This window comes from Cellulomonas sp. HD19AZ1, assembly GCF_004535805.1.
Lineage (GTDB): Bacteria > Actinomycetota > Actinomycetes > Actinomycetales > Cellulomonadaceae > Cellulomonas > Cellulomonas iranensis.
Genome location: NZ_SPHX01000002.1, coordinates 578,175 through 599,561, shown reverse-complemented (window position 1 = coordinate 599,561; position 21,387 = coordinate 578,175). Strand labels below are relative to the sequence as shown.

Here is a 21,387-nt window from a genome sequence, read left to right as displayed (position 1 = left end):
TTAGTCCGTCAACGCTTCGCCGAGTTCCTCCTAGGCTGGTGCGCACGAATCCACCCGGAGGTGAGCGGTGCCCCTGCGTCCCGACGACGTGACGTCCCCCACGACCCTGGACACGGCCGACGTGCTGCACCTGCGCGCGGCGGGCGTGAGCCTCGTCCTCGACCTCGCGGCAGGGCTGCCGCGCGTGCTGCACTGGGGCGCCGACCTCGGCGACCTGCCCGGGGCCGCGCTCGCCGCTCTGCGGCTCGCGGCCCGCTCGGCGCCGGCCGCGTCGTCGGTCGACGGCGAGGTCGTGCCGTCCGTGCTCCCCGAGCAGTCGACCGGCTGGCTGGGCGTGCCCGGCCTCACGGGGTCGCGCGGCGGCCGCGGCTGGTCGAGCGCGTTCGCGCTCGAGCGTGCGACGCACGCGCGCACCGCCGGCGGCGGCGACCTCGTCACGGTGACGGCCGCCGACCCGGCGGCGGGGCTGGGGCTCGAGCTCGTGCTCGAGCTCACGCCGCAGGGCGTCGTGCGCCAGCGCGCGACCGTCACCAACACCGCCGACGGCACGTACGACCTTGAGGGCGTCCTGCTGACGCTGCCCGTGCCGCTGCGCGCCACGACCCTGCTCGACATGGGCGGGCACTGGGCGCGCGAACGGCACCCCATCCGCACGCCGTTCACGCACGGCACCCGCCTGCGCGAGAACCGGCGCGGGCGCACGGGCTTCGACACGCCGTACGTGCTGGTCGCCGGGACCGACGAGCTCGGGCACCGGCGCGGCGAGGTGTGGGGCGTGCACGTCGCGTGGTCCGGCAACCACCGCAGCCTCGCGCAGCGCGCGCACGACCACCCGGGCCTGCTCGGCGGCGGCGAGCTGCTCCTGCCCGGCGAGGTCCGCCTCGGCACCGGCGAGTCGTACACGAGCCCGTGGCTGTACGCGTCCTACGGCGCCGCGGGCCTCGACGAGCTCGCGGGCCGCTTCCACGCGTGGCTCCGGGCGCGGCCCCAGCACCCCCGCACGCCGCGGCCCGTGACGCTCAACACGTGGGAGGCCGTGTACTTCGACCACGACCTCGCGCGGCTCACCGAGCTCGCCGACGCGGCCGCCGCCGTCGGCGCCGAGCGCTACGTGCTCGACGACGGCTGGTTCGGCGACCGCCGCGACGACTCGCGCGGCCTGGGGGACTGGTACGTGTCCGACGAGGTGTGGCCCGACGGCCTCGGTCCGCTCGTCTCGCACGTCACGGGCCTGGGCATGCAGTTCGGCCTGTGGGTCGAGCCGGAGATGGTCAACCCGGACTCCGACCTCGCCCGGGCGCACCCCGACTGGATGCTGCGCCTGCCCGACCGGCTCCCGCGCCCCGCGCGGCACCAGCAGGTCCTCGACCTCGGGCGTCCCGAGGCGTTCGCGCACATCCTCGAGCGCCTGGACGCGCTGCTCACCGAGTACGACATCGCCTACCTCAAGTGGGACCACAACCGCGACCTGCTCGACGCGGGGCACGGCGCCGACGGCGTGCCCGGCGTGCACGGGCAGACGCTCGCCGTGTACCGGCTGATCGACGAGCTCAAGGCGCGGCACCCGCGGGTCGAGATCGAGTCCTGCTCGTCGGGCGGCGCGCGCGTCGACCTCGAGATCCTCGAGCGCACCGACCGCGTGTGGGCCTCGGACTGCATCGACGCCCTCGAGCGCCGCACGATCCAGCCGTGGACCAACCTGCTGATCCCGCTCGAGCTCATCGGTGCGCACATCGGCTCCGGCACCGCGCACTCCACGGGACGGCGCGCGGGCCTGGGGTTCCGGGCCGGGACGGCGCTGTTCGGGCACCTCGGCATCGAGTGGGACCTGCGGGAGGCCGACGACGCCGAGCGCGCCGAGCTCGCGGCGTGGGTCGCGCTCTACAAGGACGTGCGCGAGCTGCTGCACACCGGGGTGAGCGTGCACGCCGACCCCGTCGACCCCGCGTACGCCGTGCACGGCGTGGTCGCGCAGGACGGCTCCGACGCGCTGTTCGCGATCGCGACCGTGGCGTCCTCGGCGCAGGCGCCCGCCGCGCTCGTGACGCTGCCCGGGCTCGACCCGGACGCGACGTACCACGTGCGCCCGCAGGCGCCCGCCGACGTCGTCGGGCCGTGGCAGCACGTGCCGTGGTGGGAGCCCGAGGGGCTGCGCACGACGGGACGCGTGCTCGGGCAGGTCGGCGTCCGGCCGCCGCACCTGCAGCCCGAGCGGCTCGTGCTGCTGCGGGCCACGCGCGTCGACTGACGACGGCCGCGGGCGGTGCGGAGGGCGGCGGGGTCACCCCGCCGCCCTCCGTCGTCCTGCCCTGCGTCGTCAGCCGCTCACTTGGTCGCGCCCGACGTGAAGCCGTTGTAGACGTACCGCTGCAGCAGCAGGAACAGCACGAGGATCGGCACGATCGTGATGACCACGCCCGCCGAGATCACCTCCCACTGCGAGCCGAACGGGCCCTTGAACGCGAACAACGCGGTCGAGATGGGCCGCAGGTCGGGGTCGGGCAGGTAGAGGAACGGCAGGAAGAACTCGTTGTAGATGCCGATGCCCTTGATGATGACGACCGTCGCGATCGCGGGCTTGAGGTTCGGCAGGATGATCCGGAAGAAGATCCGCAGGTGCCCCGCGCCGTCGAGCGTCGCGGCCTCGTCGAGCGACCGGGGGATCGCGCGCACGAACTGCAGGAAGATGTAGATCGAGACGATGTCCGTCCCCGTGAACAGCAGGATCAGCGCCCAGCGCGAGTTGTAGAGCCCGAGGCCGTTGACGATCTGGAACGTCGCGACCTGGGTCGTCACGCCGGGCACGAGCGTCGCCAGCAGGAACAGGCCGAGCACCGCCGAGCGCCCGCGGAACCGGAAGCGGTCGAGCGCGTACGCGGTCGCCGCGCCGACGAGGATCGTGCCGGTGATCGCGGCGACGAAGACGACGACCGTGTTGGCGAACCCCCGCAGCATCCCGCCCCGCGTGAACGCGGTCGCGTAGTTCGCGACGTTGCCCCAGCTCTCGGGCGGCGTGAACGGGTTCGTGGCGAGGAACTCCTGACCGGTCTTGAACGAGCCGAACAGGATGAGCACGAGCGGCAGCAGCGTGACGACGGACGCGACGACGAGGGACAGGTACTTGCCGGTGGCGGTGAGGGCGCGGGTCACGTGAGGTCCACCTCCTGCTCGGGCACGACGCGACGCTGGACCCACGTCACCAGCAGCACGACGACCAGCAGCACGACCGCCATCGCCGACGCGAGGCCGACCATGTTCCGGTTGAACGCCATCCAGATCGTGCGGATCACGAAGGTCTCGGTGCCGTTGCCGCCGTTCGTCATGACGTACGGGATCTCGAAGACCGACAGCGCGCCCGAGATCGCGAGGATGAACGACAGGCCGACGATCGGTCGGATCGACGGCAGGATGATGTGCCGGAACTCGTGCCAGCGGTTGGCGCCGTCGATCTCCGCGGCCTCGTAGACGTCGCTGCTGATGGACTGGATCGCACCGAGGAACATCACGAAGTTCAGCCCCGTGTAGCGCCACACGGACACCGCGGCGAGCGTCACGTTGGCCACCGCCGGGTCGCCCGTCCACTGCCGCACCAGCGCGTCGAGGCCAGCCGCCAGCAGCACGGTGTCGAGGCCGCCCCCGGGCTTGAGGAAGTTGAGGAAGATCAGGCCGATCGCGACGCCGTTGATGAGGTAGGGGAAGAACAGGATCCCCTTCCACAGGTTCTTGAGCCGCACGCGGAACGACAGGACGGTCGCGAAGTACAGCGCGAGCGCCATCTGCACGAACGACGCGAGGAAGTAGTACAGCGAGACGTAGAAGACGCGGACGTTGTCGGGGTCGGTGAAGATCTCGACGTAGTTGTCGAGCCCCACGAGCTCCTTCGTGCGCGCGAGGCCGTCCCAGTCCGTCACCGAGTACCAGAACATGTTCGCGACGGGCAGGTACGTCAGCAGGAGCAGCAGCCCGACGGGGACGAGGAGGAACAGGTACGGCACCGCGCGGCGACGCCGGCGCGCGCCGCGACCCGCGCCCGAGGGGGCGGGGCGGGTCGCGGGCGCGGGGGCGTCCACCGGGCCGGGGGCGCCCGTCGTGGTGGTCGTCATGGTGCGGCGACCGCGCGTCAGGCGTCCACGTCGGCGCGGCCCTCGGCCCACGCGGCGTTGAGGTCGTCGAAGACCTGCTGCTTGGTGCGGGCGCCGGAGCGGGCGTCGTCGATGATCTTCTGGCGGTACTTCGGGTCCGTCGTGACGATGCCCGACGCCGTGTCGATGTCGGCGAACAGCGACTCCTTGCCCTGCGGCGCGGGGTTCATCTCGACGAGCTCGACCTGGTCGACGAAGTCGGCGAGCGCGGCGGGCGTGGCGCCGTCGATCAGCGGCGAGAGGCCGACCTGCGACTCGGAGTAGCCGGACTCGTGGTGGAACCAGTCGATCCACGCGCGCGCGGTCACCTTGTTCTTCGAGGCGACGTTGATGCCGAGGTTGTAGTCGCCGCCGGCGGTGGCGTGGAACGTGCCGTCGGCCTGGGCGGGGAACGGCATGTAGCCGATGTCGTCGGCCGAGCCGCCGGCGTCGACGGCGGCCTGCTGCATCTGCGGGATCGCCCAGGACCCCAGCAGCATCACGCCGATCTTGCCCGTGCCGAGCAGCTGCTTGGACTGCTCCCAGTTGGTCGTCGTCGGGTCGGCCTCGGTGAGTCCCTGCGCGACGACGTCGTACAGCAGGCCGTCGATGACCTCGTGGTCGCGGCCGTCCGCCCACGGGTCGTCCCACGTGACCATCTGGTTGACGTAGTCGGGGTCGCCCGAGACGCCGCCGCGGTAGTACTCCCACGCGGTGAGCGGCCAGCCGTCCTTGTAGTTGGTGTAGAGCGGGTCGATCCCGGGGTCGGCCGCCTTGAGCGCGGCGAGGTCCTCGAGGAACTCGTCGGGCGTCGTGGGGAAGTCCGTCAGGCCCGCGGCCTGCCAGACCTTGGTGTTGTAGACGAGCCCCTGGACGTTGCCGACGACCGGGATGCCGTAGCTCGTGCCCTCGAACGACTTGTCGGCGAGCCAGCGGTACTCCTGGGCGAGCTCCGCCTGCTCGCCGAGCGGCTCGAAGAAGTCGCCGAGCTGGTCGGGCGTGACCGAGCCGGGGATCGCGAGGACGTCGCCGTAGTTGTCGGTGCTCATGCGCGTCTTCACCTCGCCCTCGTAGTCGGTGATGCCCTCGACCTTGACGTCGGTGACTGCGGGGTACGTGGTCTTGAACCGCTCGACGTAGTCGTCGAACGTGCCGTCCTCGACGAGGTCGGTCCGCCACGTGAGCACCGTGAGGGAGCCGCCGGGCTCGCCGGTCGTGTTCTCCTCGCCCTCGGCCCCGCCCGAGCAGGCGGTCGTGAGGGCGAGCAGGGCGACGGCCGTCGACGCGACGGCGAGCCGCCCGCGTCGCTGGTGAAGGAACATCGTCGATCCTCTCGTCGGCGCCGGGACCTCGGTGTCCCGGCTGGGGCGGTGACGGCCCCGGGCCGTGCGCCGTGTAGATTCTTAGGCCACTGAACAAAGTAAGTCAACGGCGTGTCGTGACCCGGTCCGTCCCGTGTCGCGGTCGTTAGGCTCGACGGGTCGCCACCCGGCGGCCGCCAACCCGACGGGAGCCCACGTGAACGCAGGCACGCCGGTGCGCGGCGCCGCGCACACGAGCAGCCGCAGCGCGATCCTCGACGTCATCCGCGCCGCCGGGACCATCAGCCGCGTCGAGCTCACGCACGCCACCGGCCTCACCGCCGCGACCGTCTCGACCGTCGTGCGCCGGCTGCTCGACGAGGGACTGGTCGTCGAGGCCGGCCGCGCCGAGTCCACCGGCGGCAAGCCCCGCATGCTGCTGCAGCTCGACCCCGCCGCGCGCTACGCCGTCGGCGTGCACCTCGACCACGCGGGCATCACGTACGTCGTCGCCAACCTCGGCGGTCAGGTCGTCGCGCGGTGGCGCCGCCCCGGCACCGGTGCCGACGACCCCCGCGTCGTCGTCGACCGGATCGCCGCCGAGATCGCCGCCAACGTGGCCCGCATCGGCGTCGACAGGCGCCTGCTGCTCGGCGTCGGCGTCGTGTCGCCCGGCCCGCTCGCGACCTCGACCGGCATGACCATCGCGCCGCCGGTCATGCAGCACTGGTCGGACTTCCCGCTCGCGGCGGTCATCGAGGACGCCGTCGGGCTGCCCGTGCTGCTCGACAACGACGCGACGGCCGCCGCGCTGGGGGAGTACTGGTCCGGCGGCGTGCCCACCGGCGCGGTCTGCGCCGCGTTGTACATGGGCACCGGCATCGGCTCCGGGATCATCGTCGACGGCGCCGTCTACCGCGGGCGCTCGTCCAATGCCGGCGAGGTCGGGCACGTCTGCCTCGACGTCGACGGTCCGCCCTGCTGGTGCGGCGGGCGCGGGTGCCTCGAGGCCCTCGCGGGCCCGTCCGCCGTCGTCGCGCGCGCGCTCGACGCGGGCATCGCGCTGCCCGGACGCAGCGTGTCGGAGGACTTCGCGGCGCTCGCGCGGGCCGCCGCCCGCGGCGAGGACGAGCCGGTGCGCCTGCTCGCCGAGTCCGCGCGCTACGTCGCCGCGGCGACGCAGTCCCTCGCGAACGTCCTCGACCTCGACCTCGTCGTCCTCACCGGGTCGTCGTTCGCGCACGCCGGGTCGCTCTACCTGCCCGTGGTCCAGGAACGCCTCGACGGCGCGTTCTTCGCGCGCGCCACGCACGGCGTGCGCGTCACGATCTCGTCGCACGCCGCCGAGGCCGCCGCCGTCGGCGGCGCCGCGCTCGTGCTGCAGGCCGAGCTCGCACCCCGGCAGGCCGGCATGCGGATCGTGGCCGACGCGCTCACCGAGGTGCCCGCCGGGTCCGGCGTCGCCTGAGCCGCGACCCGTCGCGGCTGTGCCGTCAGCCGAGCAGACGGTCCAGGCCCGCCTGCGGGATCGGCACCCACGTCGGCCGGTTCCGCGCCTCGTAGACCACCTCGTAGAGGGTCTTGTCGAGCTCGAGCGCGCGCAGCAGCAGCGCGCTCGCGGGCTCCGCACCCACGCCGTAGCCGTCGAGCAGCGCGTCGCGCGCGTCCCGCGTCCACGCCTCGGCGGGCGCGCCCACCAGCCCGCCGACCGCCGCCGCGTAGTCGAACGACCGCAGCACGCCCGCCACGTCCCGCAGCGCCAGGTCCGGGCGCGTCCGCGCGGCCAGCGGCGCCAGCGGCTCGCCCTCGAAGTCGATGACGAACCAGCGACCCGTCGACCGCAGCACCTGCCCCAGGTGCAGGTCGCCGTGCACGCGCTGCCGGGCCGGCGTCGTCGGCAGCGCGGCGACCTCGTCCGCCACCGCACGCACCGCGGGCGTGCGCTCCGCGAGCGACGGCACCGCGGCCGTCGCCCACGCGAGCCGGTCCAGCAGCGCGCGCGCGAGCACCGCACCCCCGTCCGGCGCCTCCTGCCGGTCGAACGCCCGCACGAGCGCGTCGTGCATGCCCGCGACCGTCGCACCCAGCTCGCGCGCGAGGTCCCCGAACGCGCGCCCGTCGCGCGCGTGGTCGCACGCCAGCTCGAACCCGTCCTGCGCCCCCGGCACGAACGCGCTCAGCACGCCCAGGTACCCGACGGCCTCGCTGCCGTCCGGCGCCTGCCACCGCGCCCGCGTCCACGCGAGCGGCGCGGGCACGCCGTCCCAGGCCGCCTCGACCAGCCGGCGTGGCACGTCGATGTCGGGGTTCTCGCCCCCCGCGAGCGTCCGCAGCACCTTGAGGATCCCGCGCGGGACGCCGTCCGGACCCGGCAGCACGACCGACGTGTTCGACTGCTCGCCCGTCACCACCCGGGCGGCCGTCACGTCGACGTCGGCCCCGGGCCCGTCCGCGTGCGCGAGCCACGCCGCCAGGAACCGCGCGTCGCCCGCCGCGTCGAGCACCGTGCGGCCACCCGCCGTGCCCAGCACCGCGCCAGGGTCGGCCCCGCCCGCGTCGGCGAGCAGCAGCACCGGCACCTGCAGCACGACGTCCACCGCCCCCGCCCGCGCGTGCACCAGCAGCACGCGCACGTCGTCGCCCAGGTGCACGGCACCGACCGGGGTCAGGCGCGCGTCGACACCCTTCGCCGGGTACCAGCGACGCTCCGGCAACCACGCGCGCAGCAGCTCGACGACCTCGTGGTCGACGTCGTCGGGCGGCAGCGCGTCGAGGATCACGGGGCGGTCAGCTCCAGCCAGTAGAAGTCGCGGGACCCGAGCGTGAACGTCAGCGTGCCGTCGTCCCGCACCGGCGGGAAGTGCGCGCCGCCGAACACGTCGCGCAGGTGCCACCCCACGTGACCGGGCAGGCGCACGGTCGTCGCGCGGGCGGTCGCCGCGAGGTTCGCCACCACCAGCACCGTCTCGTCGTCGGTGCGCCGCAGGAACGTCAGCACCGCGTCGTTGTCGTTCGGCACCACCTCGAACGAGCCCAGCCCGAGCGCCCGGTGCTGACGTCGCACCGCGAGCATGCCGTGCACCCAGTGCAGCAGCGACGTCGGCTGCGCGAGCTGCGACTCCACGTTGACGTTGCCGTAGTGGTAGACGAGCGACTGCACCAGCGGCAGGTACAGCTTGCCGGGGTCGGCGGTCGAGAAGCCCGCGTTGCGGTCCGGCGTCCACTGCATCGGCGTGCGCACCGCGTCACGGTCCGGCAGCCAGATGTTGTCGCCCATGCCGATCTCGTCGCCGTAGTACAGGCACGGGCTGCCCGGCAGGCTCAGCAGCAGCGCGTGCGCGAGCTCGATCTCCTTGCGCGAGTTGTCCAGCAGCGGCGCCAGCCGGCGGCGGATCCCGACGTTCGCGCGCATGCGCGAGTCCGGCGCGTACCAGCCGTACATCGACGCGCGCTCCTCCGTCGACACCATCTCGAGCGTCAGCTCGTCGTGGTTGCGCAGGAACGTGCTCCACTGGCCGCTCGACGACGGGATCGCCGGCGTGTCCGCCAGGATGTCGACGATCTGCGTCGCGCGCTGGTCGCGCAGCGCGTAGTAGATGCGCGGCATCACGGGGAAGTGGAAGCACATGTGGCACTCCGGCGCCTCCTCGGTGCCGAAGTAGTGCACGACGTCCTCGGGCCACTGGTTCGCCTCGGCCAGCATGATGCGACCGGGGAACTCCTCGTCGATCATGCGCCGCAGGTCGGCCAGGAACTGGTGCGTCTCCGGCAGGTTCTCGCAGTTCGTGCCCTCGGCCTCGAACAGGTACGGCACCGCGTCCAGCCGGAACCCGTCCACTCCCAGGTGCAGCCAGAACCGCGCGACGTCGAACATCGCGTCCACGACGCGCGGGTTCTCGAAGTTCAGGTCGGGCTGGTGGCTGAAGAACCGGTGCCAGAAGTACTGCCGGCGCACGGGGTCGAACGTCCAGTTCGACGTCTCGGTGTCGACGAAGATGATGCGCGCGTCCTGGTAGCGCGTGTTGTCGTCGCTCCACACGTAGAAGTCGCCGTACGGCCCGTCCGGGTCCGAGCGCGACGCCTGGAACCACGGGTGCTGGTCGCTCGTGTGGTTCATCACCAGGTCGACCACGATCCGCATGCCGCGCCGGTGGCACTCGGTCACCAGCAGGCGGAAGTCGTCGAGCGTGCCGTACTGCGGTGCGACCGCCGTGTAGTCCGACACGTCGTAGCCGCCGTCGCGCATGGGCGACGGGTAGAACGGCGGCAGCCACAGGCAGTCGACACCCAGCCACTGCAGGTAGTCCAGCCGCTGCACCAGGCCCTGCAGGTCGCCGCTGCCGTGCCCGCTCGAGTCCGAGAACGTGCGCAGCATGACCTCGTAGAACACGGCCGTGCGGTACCACTCCGGGTCGTCGTCGCGACCGTCCGTCGGCGGGGGAGCGGGGACCGGCGGCTGACGGCGCGCAGGCAGGCCGCCCAGCGCGATCGCCGCGGTCGTCGGCGCCGGCTCGCGGTGCCGCCCGTAGGTCGCCGGACCCGCGGCCCCCGGGGGCGGGGGCGTCGGCACGGGCGCCGGCGCACCGGGCACCGCGTCCGGCGACGGCTGCGATCCCGGGGGCGGCGTGCCCGGCGGGACCGCGGCCGCACCGCCCGGGTGCGCCGCAGGCGTGCCCAGCACGGGCGTGCGCGGCGTGCGCGGGTCACCCGCGCCGGCGACGTCGTCGGGCGGCGGCGTGGACGGGCTCATCGCGCCTCACCCGGGTGCTCGAGGTAGGCGACGTGCGCGACCCGCACCTGCGGGTCGAGCCGCACGTACACCTCCTCGGACCACGCGTACGTCTCCTGCGACAGCACGTCGCGCGCCACCGCGGGACGGTCGGCGGGCAGGCCGAACGCACCCAGGTCGAGACGCACGACGCCCTCGCGGACGCCGAACGGGTCGATGTTGACGATCGTCACCACGGTGTCGGGCCGCCCCGTCGGCGACTCGTGCGCCTCCAGGTGCCGCGAGAACGCGACGAGCGCGTCGTCGGACGTCGGGTGCACGCGCACGTTGCGCAGCTGCTGCAGCGCCGGGTGCGCACGACGGATCTCGTTGAGCCGCCCGATGAGCAGCGCGATGCCCAGGTGCTCGGCGCGCGCCCAGTCGCGAGGACGGAACTCGTACTTCTCGTTGTCGATCTGCTCCTCGACGCCCGGGCGCGGCACGTCCTCGACCAGCTCGTAGCCGGAGTACACGCCCCACGTCGGCGACCCGGTCGCCGCGAGCACGGCCCGCACCGCCCACGCCGCGGCCCCGCCGTGCTGCAGGTACGGCGGCAGGATGTCGTGCGTCGTCGGCCAGAAGCTCGGGCGCATCCACGCGCCCTCCTCGCCGCCGACCCGCGCGAGGTACTCCTCGAGCTCGGCCTTCGTGTTGCGCCACGTGAAGTAGGTGTACGACTGGTGGAAGCCGACCTTCGCGAGCGTCAGCATCATCGCCGGGCGCGTGAACGCCTCCGACAGGAAGATCACCTCGGGGTGGTCCGCCGCGACGTCCGCGAGCAGGCGCTGCCAGAACGACAGCGGCTTGGTGTGCGGGTTGTCGACGCGGAACGCCGTGACGCCGTGGTCGATCCACACCTGCAGCACGCGGCGGATCTCCGCGTAGATGCCCTCGGGGTCGTTGTCGAAGTTCAGGGGGTAGATGTCCTGGTACTTCTTCGGCGGGTTCTCGGCGTACGCGATCGTGCCGTCGGCGCGCGTCGTGAACCACTCGGGGTGCTCGCGGACCCACGGGTGGTCGGGCGACGCCTGGAGCGCGACGTCCAGCGCGACCTCCATGCCCAGGGACCGTGCCCGTGCGACGAACGCGTCGAAGTCGTCGAACGTGCCCAGCGTCGGCTCGATCGCGTCGTGGCCGCCGTCCTGCGAGCCGATCGCGTACGGCGAGCCCGGGTCGCCCGGCATCGCCGTGAGCGCGTTGTTGCGGCCCTTGCGGTGCGCGTGACCGATCGGGTGGATCGGCGTCAGGTAGACGACGTCGAAGCCCATCGCGGCGATGCGCGGCAGCTGGTTCGCCGCCGTGCGCAGCGTGCCCGACGTCCACGTCTGCGTCGCCTCGTCGTACGTCGCGCCGTGCGAGCGCGGGAACATCTCGTACCACGCGCCCGTCAGCGCGAGACGGCGGTGCACCACGAGCGGGTACGCCCGCGACGCCGTCACGAGGTCGCGCAGCGGGGTGCGGTCCAGCGCCTCCCGGACGGCGGGTGCGAGCCCCGCTGCCAGGCGCTCCGACGGCGGGCGGGAGGTGTCGCGCAGCGCGTCGACGGCCGCCAGCAGCGTGCGCGCGTCGTGCGAGGCCATCGCGTCGTCGCCCGTGCGGCGTGCGGCGCGCTCCAGCACGAGCGTGCCCTCGGTGAGCATGAGCTCGACGTCGACGCCCGCCTCGACCTTGATCGCGGCGTCGTGCGCCCACGTCCCGTACGGGTCCGACCAGCCCTCGACGCGGAACGACCACTCGCCCTCGGCGTCCGGCACGAGGCGTGCCTCGTAACGGTCGAGCCCGGGCGCCACGTCGACCATGCGACGCCACGAGTGCACCGACCCGTCGGGACGCAGCAGCACCGCCGTCGCACCGAGCGCGTCGTGGCCCTCGCGGATCACGGTCGCGCGCACGGGCACCGGCTCGCCGACGACGGCCTTGGCCGGGAACCGGCCCTCCTCGGCGACCGGGGACACGTCGACCACCGGGATGCGCCCGACCGGCAGCGGGCCCGTCACGGGCGCCGCGGGGGAGGCGGCCGTGGGGGCCGGCGGCGCGGGGGCCGCCGGGGGCGGTCCGACCGGCGGGGCGGACGCCCGTGCGGTCGACACCGCCTCGGGGGCCGATGCCCCGGGGGCGGGCGCCGAGGCGGAGGTCGTGGCGGCGGCCGTGTCCGCCGCCGTCGGGCTCGCGGGCTCCGGCGTGCGGGTCGGGTCGGAGGGTCGCCCGGGCGCGGGCACCGGGGCGACGGCACGTGGCCGGTCCGCGGACGTGGCCGGTGACGTGCGACGTGGGCGGCGGGGTGTCGTCACGGTCCCGAACCTATCCGGGGATCCGGGGTCGCGGCATCCGCTGGGCACCCACGGCGCGCCGCCCGCGGCCCGGGCGGCCCGCCCGCTCCGGCAGCCACCTGGTCACCCGTCCACCCCCCACCGCGCGACACGACCGATCCCGCCCCGCTGAACCCGGCACCCCACCTGGCCCCCACCCGGCGAGCGCGAGGTTCTGCCGGTTCTCGGACGCCATGACCGGTCGAACACCGCGTTCGCCGCCGACCGAGGCCTGGTGACGGTGCGGCGCAGCCCCGCAGGTGGTGCCGTGGCCGCGGGCGTCGGTCGCCGTCGAGCGCGGGAGGGCGCCGGTCACGGGCGCCGAGGAGCGGCGGGACTCCGCACTCGACCGGTGAGCGGCGACCGCTACCGTGTCGAGCCGACCACAGGACCGTGTGACCTCGGGGCCAGCGCCGCGTCGGCGTCGGGGCAGGACGCCGTCCGTGTCGGGCTGGTGCGCTGGCGGGATGCGACGTCCGGCGCCTCTGCCCCCTCCCCTGCTCCGTCTCGCCCTCCTGCAGGAGGGGCTCGTGTCGACGGCTCAGTGCGACGCGGCCGGCGTCGGCCGGCACCGCCGCGCTGCGCTGCGGGGCGACGGTTCGCTGGTCCCCGTCGTGCGGGGCGTCCACGACGCCGCCGGCGCGCTCGTGCGGCGCTACGGACCGCGCGTGCTCGCCGACCCGCTGGACGTGCACGCCGGGGCGACCGGATCCGCGGCCGTGAGCCCTGCGCCGGCGGGACCTGTGCCCGTGCGACCCGCAGCCGAGGGCGTGACGGTGGCACGGTCGCCCCTGCCGCAGCCGACGCCGCGACAGGGGTGGTCGCCACGGGCGCCGCAGGCGCAGATGCGCGTGCAGGCGGCGGCCACACCTCCGAGGACTGCGGGCCCCGCAGGCGCACCAGGTGGTGCGGTGCGCGGCGGTCCGGTCGTGCCCGGGGAACCGGACCGCGTCGACCGGGGGCACGACCACCGCCGGCGCAGGGCCGCGTGGACGGCGCTGCTCGCGCTCGGGCCGGAGCGCGCGGTGGCGGTCGGCGCCTGCGCGCTCGCGCTGCACGGCGTCGAGGGGCTGCCGCGGACGATCCGGCCCGAGGCGGCGCTTCCCGTCGTCGGCGGGCGCGACCACCGGGGTGACGCGCGGGTGCGGCGCTTCCGGACGGGTGACGTCGTGGTCGTGCGGGGTGCGCGTGCCGTGCGACCGGAGCTTGCGCTCGCGCAGGCCGTGTGCGAGCTGTCACGCGAGCACGCCGTGGGCGTGCTCGACTCGGCCGTCCGCCGCGGCCTCGTGGCACCCGACCTCGCGTGCGTCCGGGCGCTCGCGCGCGGTCGACGCGGGGCCGCGCGTCTCGCGAGGTGGTGGGAGCTCGTCGACGGGCGCGCGGACTCGCCGCTCGAGACGCGCGCACGGCTGCAGTGCGTCGACGCGGGCCTCGCCCCCGACGAGCTGCAGGTGCCGGTGCGCGACGCCGACGGTCGTGTCGTGGCGCGCGGCGACCTGGGTTGGTGGACGCCAGAGGGGCGTCTCGTCGTCGTCGAGATCGACGGCGCGGGACCGCACGCGACACCGGCGGCCCTCTACCGGGACCGCGAGCGGCAGAACGCGATCGTCGCGACCGGTGCGCTGCTCCTGCGCTTCACGGCCGACGACGTCGCCGCAGGGCGCGTCGCGCGCACGCTGGCCCGCCACCTCTCGCGTCCGGCGACCCCGTGAACGCGGACTCGTGCCGGTTCTACGGCTTGAGAACCGGCAGAACCGCGCGTTCGGCGACGAGGACGGGGGAGGAGGAGAGGACCGGGGTCAGAGGGCCGCGACCAGGGCGCGGCCCGTCGTGCGGCCCGTGAACAGGCAGCCGCCCAGGAACGTGCCCTCGAGCGCGCGGTGGCCGTGCACGCCGCCGCCGCCGAACCCGGCGGCCTCGCCGACCGCCCACAGGCCCGGCAGGACCTCGCCGTCGGGGCGCAGCACGCGGCCCTCGAGGTCGGTCGCGAGGCCGCCGAGGGTCTTGCGGGTCAGCACCGACAGCCGAACCGCGTACAGCGGGCCGTGCGCGGGGTCCGTGAGGCGGTGCGGCGGTGCGACGCGGATCGCCTTGTCGACCACGAACCGCCGCGCCATCGCCGTGGCCGTGACCTGCAGGTCCTTGCCGAGCCCCGTGGCGACCTGCGCGTCTCGCAGCGCGATCGTGCGCGCGAGCGCGTCGGGGTCGATCCGTGACGTGCCCGTCAGGGCGTTCATCCCGGCGGCCAGCTCGGCCGGTGTCGTCGCGGCGACGAACTCCGGCGACCGCTGCGCGAACGTCTCGACCGGGCCGACCGCACCCGGCCTGACCCGCTCGAGCAGCAGCGCGAGGTCGCGCCCCGTGAGGTCCGGGTTCTGCTCCGAGCCCGAGAGCGCGAACTCCTTGCCGAGGATCGTCCGGTCGAGCACGAACCACGAGTGGTCGTCGCCGCGGGACGTGACGTGCGTGAGCGCGCCGAGCGAGTCGAACCCCGGGAAGAGCGGAGCCGGCAGCCGGTTGCCGTCCGCGTCGAGCCACAGCGAGCTCGGACCCGGCAGGATCCGGATGCCGTGCGCCGACCACACCGGCGAGTGGTTCGTGACGCCCTCCGGGTAGTGCCACATGCGGCCCTCGTGCGCGACGTGCGCGCCCGCGGCGCGCGCGGCCTCGATGCCCGACCCGTCGACGTGGTCCGGCACGCCCGACAGCATGCGTGCGGGCAGCCGACCGGCCGCCGCGGGCCACGTCGCGCGCACCAGGTCGTGGTTGGCGCCGATCCCGCCCGTCGCGACGACGACCGCGGCGGCCTCGACCTCGAACGGCCGGACGACCGTGCGCGACGACGGCGCACCGCGCTCCGCCGCGTCGGGTGCCAGCACGTCGCCCCGCACGCCCGTGACGCGGACGTCGGTCGTCGTCAGCCCCGTCACGCGGTGGCGGAAGCGCACCTCGACGCGGCCGTCGCGGTGCGCGTCGAGCAGCACCCGCACGAACGGCTCGAGCACACCCGGCCCCGTGCCCCACGTGACGTGGAACCGCGGCACCGAGTTGCCGTGCCCGTCCGCGAGGTACCCGCCGCGCTCCGCCCACTGCACGAGCGGGAACCACCGCACCCCGAGGCGGTGCAGCCAGTCCCGCATGCCGCCCGCGGCGAAGTCCACGAACCCCTCGGCCCACGCGCGGCCCCACCGGTCAGCGCCGTCGTCCGCGAACGCCGCCGACCCCAGCCAGTCGGACAGCGCGAGCTCGGCGCTGTCGCGCACGCCGAGACGACGCTGCTCGGGCGAGTCGACGAGGAACAGGCCCCCGAACGACCACCACGCCTGCCCGCCGAGGCTCGCCGGCGGCTCGGCGTCCAGCAGCAGCACGCGCCGGCCGGCGGTGACGAGCTCGGCGGTCGTGACCAGGCCCGCGAGCCCGGCACCGACGACCACGACGTCGTGGGTGTGCGTCATGCGCGCACGCTACCGCCCCGCCGGCGCGCGACGTCAGGGGCGCACGTACACGCGCATGCTCAGCGGCTCGACCGTGGTGGTCGAGCCGCCCGGCAGGTGCAGCCCGCCCGAGATCGCGGCGGTCGAGACCTCCGACGGGTGCTCCCACACCGAGTCCCACGCGAGCGTCCACGGTGCGGGGTGCCCGTCGACGAGCGTCACCTCGACCGCGTCGAGCGCGCCGTTCACCACCAGCAGCACCTGGTCGTCGTCGGGCGGCGGTGCGACGCGCAGCATCTGGAACGTGCGGACCGACGCGTCGTGCCACCGGGCGTGGTCGAACGCGACGCCGTCGGCGCCGTACCACCCGAGGTCGGGCGGACCGCCCTCGACGCGCGGCCGCCCGGTGTAGAACGTCTCGGTGCGCAGCGCCGCGTGCTCGCGCCGCAGCAGCAGCAGGTGCCGCGCGGTCGCGAGCTGGTCGACGCGCCACGGCGACAGGTCCCACCGCACCCACGACAGCTCGTTGTCCTGGCAGTACGCGTTGTTGTTGCCGCGCTGCGTGCGGCCCGTCTCGTCGCCCGCCGTGACCATGGGCGTGCCGGCCGCGAGCACGAGCGTCGCGAAGAGGTTGCGGACCGACCGGCGCCGCAGGGGTGCGACGTCGACCGCGGGGGAGTCCTGCTGCACCGGGCCCTCGACGCCGTGGTTCCACGAGCGGTTGTCGTCCGACCCGTCGCGGTTCTGCTCGCCGTTGGCGGCGTTGTGCTTGTGGTCGTACGCGACGAGGTCGGCCATCGTGAACCCGTCGTGCGCCGTCACGTAGTTGACCGACGCGCGCGGTCCGCGCTGCAGCGGCGGCGTGCCCGAGCCGAACAGGTCGACCGACCCCGACAGCCGCGTCGCGAGGTCGCGCACGCGGTGACCCGGCAGGCCGTGCGCGGCGCGGCCGGGGTCGGCCAGCCAGAACGACCGCACGGCGTTGCGGAACCGGTCGTTCCACTCGGCGAACGGCGCCGGGAACTGGCCCGTGCGCCAGCCGCCGGGGCCCACGTCCCACGGCTCGGCGACGAGCTTGAGCCCGGCGAGCGACGGGTCGGTCGCGGCCGCGACGAGCGTCGCGTGGTCGGGCCGGAACCCCTCGGGGCTGCGGCCGAGCGTCACGGCGAGGTCGAAGCGGAAGCCGTCGACGCCCACGACGTCGGCCCAGTACCGCAGCGAGTCCAGCGTCATGCCGACGACGCCGTCGCGCCGGAAGTCGAGGGAGTTGCCGGTGCCGGTCACGTCCACGAGGGTCGCGGGGACCGCGCCGTCGTGGCTGTAGTAGTACGCGTTGTCGAGCCCGCGCCACGACAGGTGCTGGCCGGGCAGCCCGCCCTCGCACGTGTGGTTGTAGATGACGTCGAGCAGCACCTCGAGCCCGGCCCCGTGCAGCGCGTGGACGGTCGCGCGCACCTCGTCGAGCACGGCGGCGGGCCCGGCGGCGCGCGCGGCGGCCGTCGCGTACGCCGCGTGCGGCGCGAAGAACCCGAGCGTCGAGTAGCCCCAGTAGTTGGTCAGTCCCTTGGCGACCAGGTGCGGCTCGGACGTGAACGCGTGGACCGGCAGCAGCTCGAGCGCCGTGACGCCCAGGCCGAGCAGGTGGTCGACGACCGCGGGGTGCGCGAGGCCCGCGTACGTGCCGCGCAGCTCCTCGGGCACGTCGGGGTGCAGCCGCGTGAGCCCCTTGGTGTGCGCCTCGTAGACGACCGTGCGGGACCACGGCGTCCACGGGCGGTTCGCGGCGGGGTCGGGACCGGGCAGCGCGCGCGTGTCGACGACCACGCCGTGCGGGACGTGCCCGGCGGAGTCGCGACCGTCGGCCGGCCCGTACGGGTCGCCCGTCAGGTCGTCGCCCACGACGTGGCCGTACGTCTCGGGCCCGTACCCCAGCTCGCCGACCAGCCCGCGCGCGTACGGGTCCACCAGCAGCTTGGCCGGGTTGTACCGCAGGCCGTAGCCGGGCTCCCACGCGCCGTGCGCGCGGAACCCGTAGCGCTGACCCGCGCGCACGCCGGGCACCGAGGCCGACCAGACGCCGAGCCGCGGCCCGGCCAGCGGCACGCGCCGCTCGGTGGGCGCGTCGAGCGGGCCGTCGAGCAGGCACAGCTCGACCGCGGTCGCGTGCGGCGCGAGCACGGCGACGTCGACGCCCGCCCCGGTGACGTGCACGCCGAGGCGGGGCGGACGGTGTCGCTCGGTCGTCTCGGCCACCACCCCATCGTGCCAGGACGCACGTCCGGGACGTGGCCGGCGTTGCCCACGTGGCGAACACCACCTCCGACGGGCGGGGCCGGTGAGGGTAGCCTTCGCCGGGTGAGGATCGTCGTCTGCGTGAAGTTCGTCCCCGACATCCAGTCCGACCGGCAGCTCGGTGCCGACGGGCGCGTCGTGCGCGACGGCGGTGACGGCACCCTCAACGAGCTCGACGAGAACGCCGTCGAGGCCGCGCTCGCGCTCGCCGAGGAGCACGACGGCGAGGTCGTGGTCCTGACGGCGGGCCCGGACGACGCGGTCGACGCGGTCCGCAAGGGCCTGCAGATGGGCGCCGACGAGGCGGTCCACGTGCTCGACGACGACGTCGCGGGCTCGGACGCGATCGGCACGGCGACCGTGCTCGCGGCCGCCGTCCGTCACCTGTCGGCCGACGCCCCGGTCGACCTCGTGCTCACGGGCATGGCCGGCCTCGACGGCCTCACGTCGCTGCTGCCCGCCGCGCTCGCCGAGCTGCTCGACCTGCCGGCGCTGCCGCTCGCGTCGTCGCTCGACGTCGACGTCGACGCGCGCACCGCGACGGTCGTGCGGCGCCTGGACCACGCGACCGAGACGCTCACGGCCCCGCTGCCGGCCGTGGTGTCGGTGACCGACGGCATCAACGAGCCGCGCTACCCGAACTTCAAGGGCATCATGGCCGCCCGCAAGAAGCCCGTCGCGACGCTCACGCTCGCCGACCTGGGCGTCGACCCCGCGACCGTGGGGGCCGCGGGCGCCCGCACGCAGGTCCTCGAGGCCGCCCCGCGACCGCCGCGCGAGGACCGCGTCCTGCTCACCGACACCGGTGACGCCGGGACGCGGCTCGCCGCGTGGCTCGTCGAGCGCAAGCTCGTCTGAGCGCGGCCCGCCCCCACCCCGTCGCCCGCACCACCGGAGGACCGTCGTGACCGCCACCCCCGTGCTCGTCCTGCTCGACCACGCCCCCGACGGCACGCTGCGCGCCCCCGTGCGCGAGCTGCTGACCCTCGCGCGCGACCTCGCGGGCGACGCGGGCGTGCACGGCGTGTGGGCCGGTGACCAGGACGTCGCCGCCGCGCGGCCGGTGCTCGCGGCGCAGGGCGTGACCGCCGTGCACCGCCTGGTCACGGACGCGGACCCGCACGTGTCGGACGTGCTCGCCGACGGGCTGCAGGCCGCGCTCGCAGCCACCGGGTCGACGCTGCTGCTGCTCGTGTCGTCGTTCGAGAACAAGGAGGCGGCGGCGCGCCTCGCGGTCCGCACGGGCGCGGGCGTCGTCACCGACGTCGACGGGCTGACGCTCGAGGACGGCCGCGTGGTCGCGCACAAGACCGTGCTGGCCGGCACGTGGACGACGCGCTGCGCGGTGACCACGCCGACGGCCGTCGTCACGGTCAAGGCGAACGCGGTGCCCGCGCAGGACGCGCCCGCGCCGAGCGACCCGCGGGTCGAGGACCTGCCCGTCGCGGTGCGTCCGTCCTCGACGCGGGTCACGGTCGTCGAGCGCAGCGAGCACGCGGCGTCGGGGCGCCCCGACCTCGGCTCGGCGAACGTCGTCGTCGTCGGCGGCCGCGGCACCGAGGGCGACTTCTCGCCCGTCGAGGAGCTCGCCGACGTGCTCGGGGGCGCGGTCGGCGCGACGCGCGTCGCGACGGACGAGGGCTGGATCGGGCACGACGCGCAGATCGGCCAGACCGGTGTGACGGTGTCGCCGCGGCTCTACGTCGGCGCGGGCGTGTCGGGCGCCGTGCACCACCGTGGCGGCATGCAGGCGTCGGGCACCATCGTCGCGGTCAACAGCGACCCCGACGCACCGATCTTCGAGATCGCCGACTTCGGGATCGTGGGCGACCTGTTCACGGTGCTGCCGCAGACGGCCGCGGAGCTGCGCCGGCTCCAGGGCTGACGTCGGTCGCTGCTCGCGTGCCGGGCGGCGTCCTCACGCCGCCGTGGCGGGGAGCGCGTGGCCCGGACCGCGCGTGACGGGTGCGGTGCCGGGCCGAGCCGCGGGCGGTCGTCCGGTCGTCAGGCGATGTCGCGCAGCCACCGCAGGGTCGCGCCGGCCTGCGCCGCCTGGAACGCGCGCAGGTTGGGGATCCCCGGGGGTGCGGGCTGCCCCGACGACCACGCGAAGTACCCGGCCAGCCCGGACAGCGCCGCGCGGAGCTGGTCGACCGAGACGCCGTCGGCCACCGCGCTCTGGCTGAACAGCCACGCGGGGTCGCCCGCCCCGCCCTGCAGGGCCACGCTCGGCAGCATGAACGCCAGGTCGAGCCACGGCGCGCCGACGCTCGCGTGCGGCCAGTCGATCAGCCAGACGCGGTCGTGGCCGTCCTCGATCATGACGTTGTCCGCGCGCAGGTCGCCGTGCACGAGCGCGTCACCCGCGCACGCCCGCAGCGCGTCCTGCTCCCAGCGCACGAGGTCGTCGAGGTGCTCGACCGCCCACCGGCCGGGCTCGTCGATCGCGGTCGCGACGCGCTCGCGCTCGGCGGGGGCGGCGCGCAGCATCCGGCGCCAGCCGGTGAAGTCCTCGGCGAGCTGGTCGTCCGTGCGCGGCAGCGCGTGCCCCGGGGTCGGCTCGCAGTGCGCCAGGTCGTCGATCGCGGCGAGCACGAGCGCGAGGTCGTCGGCGCGCCACGGCAGCTCGGGCGAGCGGCCGTGCACGGCGTCGAAGCCGAGGATGACCCAGTGGCCGTCGTCGTGCCACCAGCGCAGCGGCGGTGCCGGCACCTGCGAGGGCAGCGCCGCGGCGGCACGGATCTCGGCGCGCGCGAGCTGCGGTGAGGTCGGGTTCTGGTCGGGCGACACGGCCTTGACGAAGACGGCCCGGCCGTCGGTGAGCTCGAGCACGGCGCAGAACCCGGGGGAGAAGCCGCTGGTGGCCGACGTCTCGGCCGTGACGCGCGCGCCGGCGAGGGTCTCGATGCGGTCCCGCACGGCCCGCGGAAGGTCGCGCCAGTCGAGCCGCTGTCCGCCGAAGGCGAGCGGCAGCGCGATGACGTCGTCGGCACTCACGCTGACATCCTGCCAGCAAGACGGCCCCTCGGGTCGCGCGATCGCCCGCGGCGTGCGGGGGAAACGTGCCGACCGTGGGGGAGAGTCGTGGCCCGGGCCTCGCGGCGGCCCGGCGCCGACCTCGGTGGGGAAGCGGCGCCGGGGCCCGCGGGCACGTTCGTAGAC

Annotated in this window: 14 protein-coding genes; 5 read left to right on the top strand and 9 right to left on the bottom strand. The window is 74.9% G+C overall.

Going from position 1 to position 21,387, the window contains the following annotated elements; translation table 11 throughout:
* Positions 1-67 precede the first annotated feature (67 nt).
* Complete coding sequence (locus tag E4A51_RS06200; RefSeq protein WP_240696397.1) at positions 68-2,248, top strand: alpha-galactosidase; 2,181 nt, start codon at positions 68-70, stop codon at positions 2,246-2,248.
* A 77-nt stretch (positions 2,249-2,325) separates the two neighbouring features.
* On the opposite strand, the gene E4A51_RS06195 is transcribed toward E4A51_RS06200, so the two are convergent.
* From E4A51_RS06195 to E4A51_RS06185, 3 genes are read right to left on the bottom strand one after another with little or no spacing between them, the layout of a single operon-like run.
* Positions 2,326-3,150: a carbohydrate ABC transporter permease gene (locus tag E4A51_RS06195; RefSeq protein ID WP_070319706.1), complete on the bottom strand. Its 825-nt coding sequence runs from the start codon at positions 3,148-3,150 to the stop codon at positions 2,326-2,328.
* Complete coding sequence (locus E4A51_RS06190; protein WP_046527816.1) at positions 3,147-4,103, bottom strand: carbohydrate ABC transporter permease; 957 nt, start codon at positions 4,101-4,103, stop codon at positions 3,147-3,149. The genes E4A51_RS06195 and E4A51_RS06190 overlap by 4 nt, the downstream gene beginning before the upstream one ends.
* Before the next feature lie 17 nt (positions 4,104-4,120).
* Positions 4,121-5,443 (bottom strand): ABC transporter substrate-binding protein, encoded by a 1,323-nt coding sequence (locus E4A51_RS06185; protein ID WP_134851162.1) that lies wholly within the window; start codon positions 5,441-5,443, stop codon positions 4,121-4,123.
* A 196-nt stretch (positions 5,444-5,639) separates the two neighbouring features.
* Here E4A51_RS06185 and E4A51_RS06180 point away from each other — a divergent pair, with 196 nt between their 5' ends.
* Positions 5,640-6,890 (top strand): ROK family transcriptional regulator, encoded by a 1,251-nt coding sequence (locus E4A51_RS06180; RefSeq protein ID WP_134851161.1) that lies wholly within the window; start codon positions 5,640-5,642, stop codon positions 6,888-6,890.
* Positions 6,891-6,915: 25 nt separating this feature from the next.
* Here E4A51_RS06180 and E4A51_RS06175 read toward each other — a convergent pair whose 3' ends face one another.
* Genes E4A51_RS06175 through E4A51_RS06165 form a run of 3 tightly spaced genes read right to left on the bottom strand, consistent with a single transcriptional unit; the run spans position 6,916 to position 12,187 of the window.
* Positions 6,916-8,202, bottom strand: a complete 1,287-nt coding sequence (locus tag E4A51_RS06175; protein WP_082740011.1) for a phosphotransferase — start codon at positions 8,200-8,202, stop codon at positions 6,916-6,918.
* Positions 8,199-10,172 carry a maltose alpha-D-glucosyltransferase gene (treS, locus tag E4A51_RS06170; protein ID WP_233421129.1) on the bottom strand — a complete coding sequence of 658 codons (1,974 nt, stop codon included), beginning with the start codon at positions 10,170-10,172 and terminating at the stop codon, positions 8,199-8,201. The genes E4A51_RS06175 and treS overlap by 4 nt, the downstream gene beginning before the upstream one ends.
* Positions 10,169-12,187, bottom strand: a complete 2,019-nt coding sequence (locus E4A51_RS06165) for an alpha-1,4-glucan--maltose-1-phosphate maltosyltransferase (protein WP_305038342.1) — start codon at positions 12,185-12,187, stop codon at positions 10,169-10,171. Before E4A51_RS06165 ends, treS begins: the two co-directional genes overlap by 4 nt.
* Before the next feature lie 1,241 nt (positions 12,188-13,428).
* Between E4A51_RS06165 and E4A51_RS06160 the strand changes: the two genes are divergently transcribed.
* Complete coding sequence (locus E4A51_RS06160) at positions 13,429-14,211, top strand: hypothetical protein (protein ID WP_134851159.1); 783 nt, start codon at positions 13,429-13,431, stop codon at positions 14,209-14,211.
* 87 nt (positions 14,212-14,298) lie between these two features.
* Here the strand turns inward: E4A51_RS06160 and E4A51_RS06155 are convergent, their stop codons facing one another.
* Both E4A51_RS06155 and glgX read right to left on the bottom strand, forming a co-directional pair.
* A complete protein-coding gene (locus E4A51_RS06155) occupies positions 14,299-15,954 on the bottom strand; it encodes an FAD-binding dehydrogenase (protein ID WP_134851158.1) in 1,656 nt (551 codons plus the stop codon).
* A 33-nt stretch (positions 15,955-15,987) separates the two neighbouring features.
* Positions 15,988-18,186: a glycogen debranching protein GlgX gene (gene glgX / locus E4A51_RS06150; protein WP_134851157.1), complete on the bottom strand. Its 2,199-nt coding sequence runs from the start codon at positions 18,184-18,186 to the stop codon at positions 15,988-15,990.
* A gap of 102 nt (positions 18,187-18,288) precedes the next feature.
* On the opposite strand from glgX, the gene E4A51_RS06145 reads away from it, so the two are divergent.
* Together E4A51_RS06145 and E4A51_RS06140 are read left to right on the top strand one after the other, a co-directional pair.
* Positions 18,289-19,083, top strand: coding sequence for an electron transfer flavoprotein subunit beta/FixA family protein (locus E4A51_RS06145; RefSeq protein WP_070319725.1), 795 nt, complete (start codon positions 18,289-18,291; stop codon positions 19,081-19,083).
* A 46-nt stretch (positions 19,084-19,129) separates the two neighbouring features.
* Complete coding sequence (locus E4A51_RS06140; protein ID WP_070319711.1) at positions 19,130-20,110, top strand: electron transfer flavoprotein subunit alpha/FixB family protein; 981 nt, start codon at positions 19,130-19,132, stop codon at positions 20,108-20,110.
* Positions 20,111-20,229: 119 nt separating this feature from the next.
* Here E4A51_RS06140 and E4A51_RS06135 read toward each other — a convergent pair whose 3' ends face one another.
* Positions 20,230-21,222 (bottom strand): phosphotransferase, encoded by a 993-nt coding sequence (locus E4A51_RS06135; RefSeq protein ID WP_070319712.1) that lies wholly within the window; start codon positions 21,220-21,222, stop codon positions 20,230-20,232.
* Between the last annotated feature and the right edge of the window lie 165 nt (positions 21,223-21,387).

Coding starts and splice junctions, on each gene's coding strand:
- E4A51_RS06190 (WP_046527816.1), bottom strand. CDS start 4,103: ATGACGACCACCACGACGGGCGCCCCCGGCCCGGTGGACGCCCCCGCG.
- E4A51_RS06185 (WP_134851162.1), bottom strand. CDS start 5,443: ATGTTCCTTCACCAGCGACGCGGGCGGCTCGCCGTCGCGTCGACGGCC.
- E4A51_RS06155 (WP_134851158.1), bottom strand. CDS start 15,954: ATGACGCACACCCACGACGTCGTGGTCGTCGGTGCCGGGCTCGCGGGC.
- treS (WP_233421129.1), bottom strand. CDS start 10,172: ATGAGCCCGTCCACGCCGCCGCCCGACGACGTCGCCGGCGCGGGTGAC.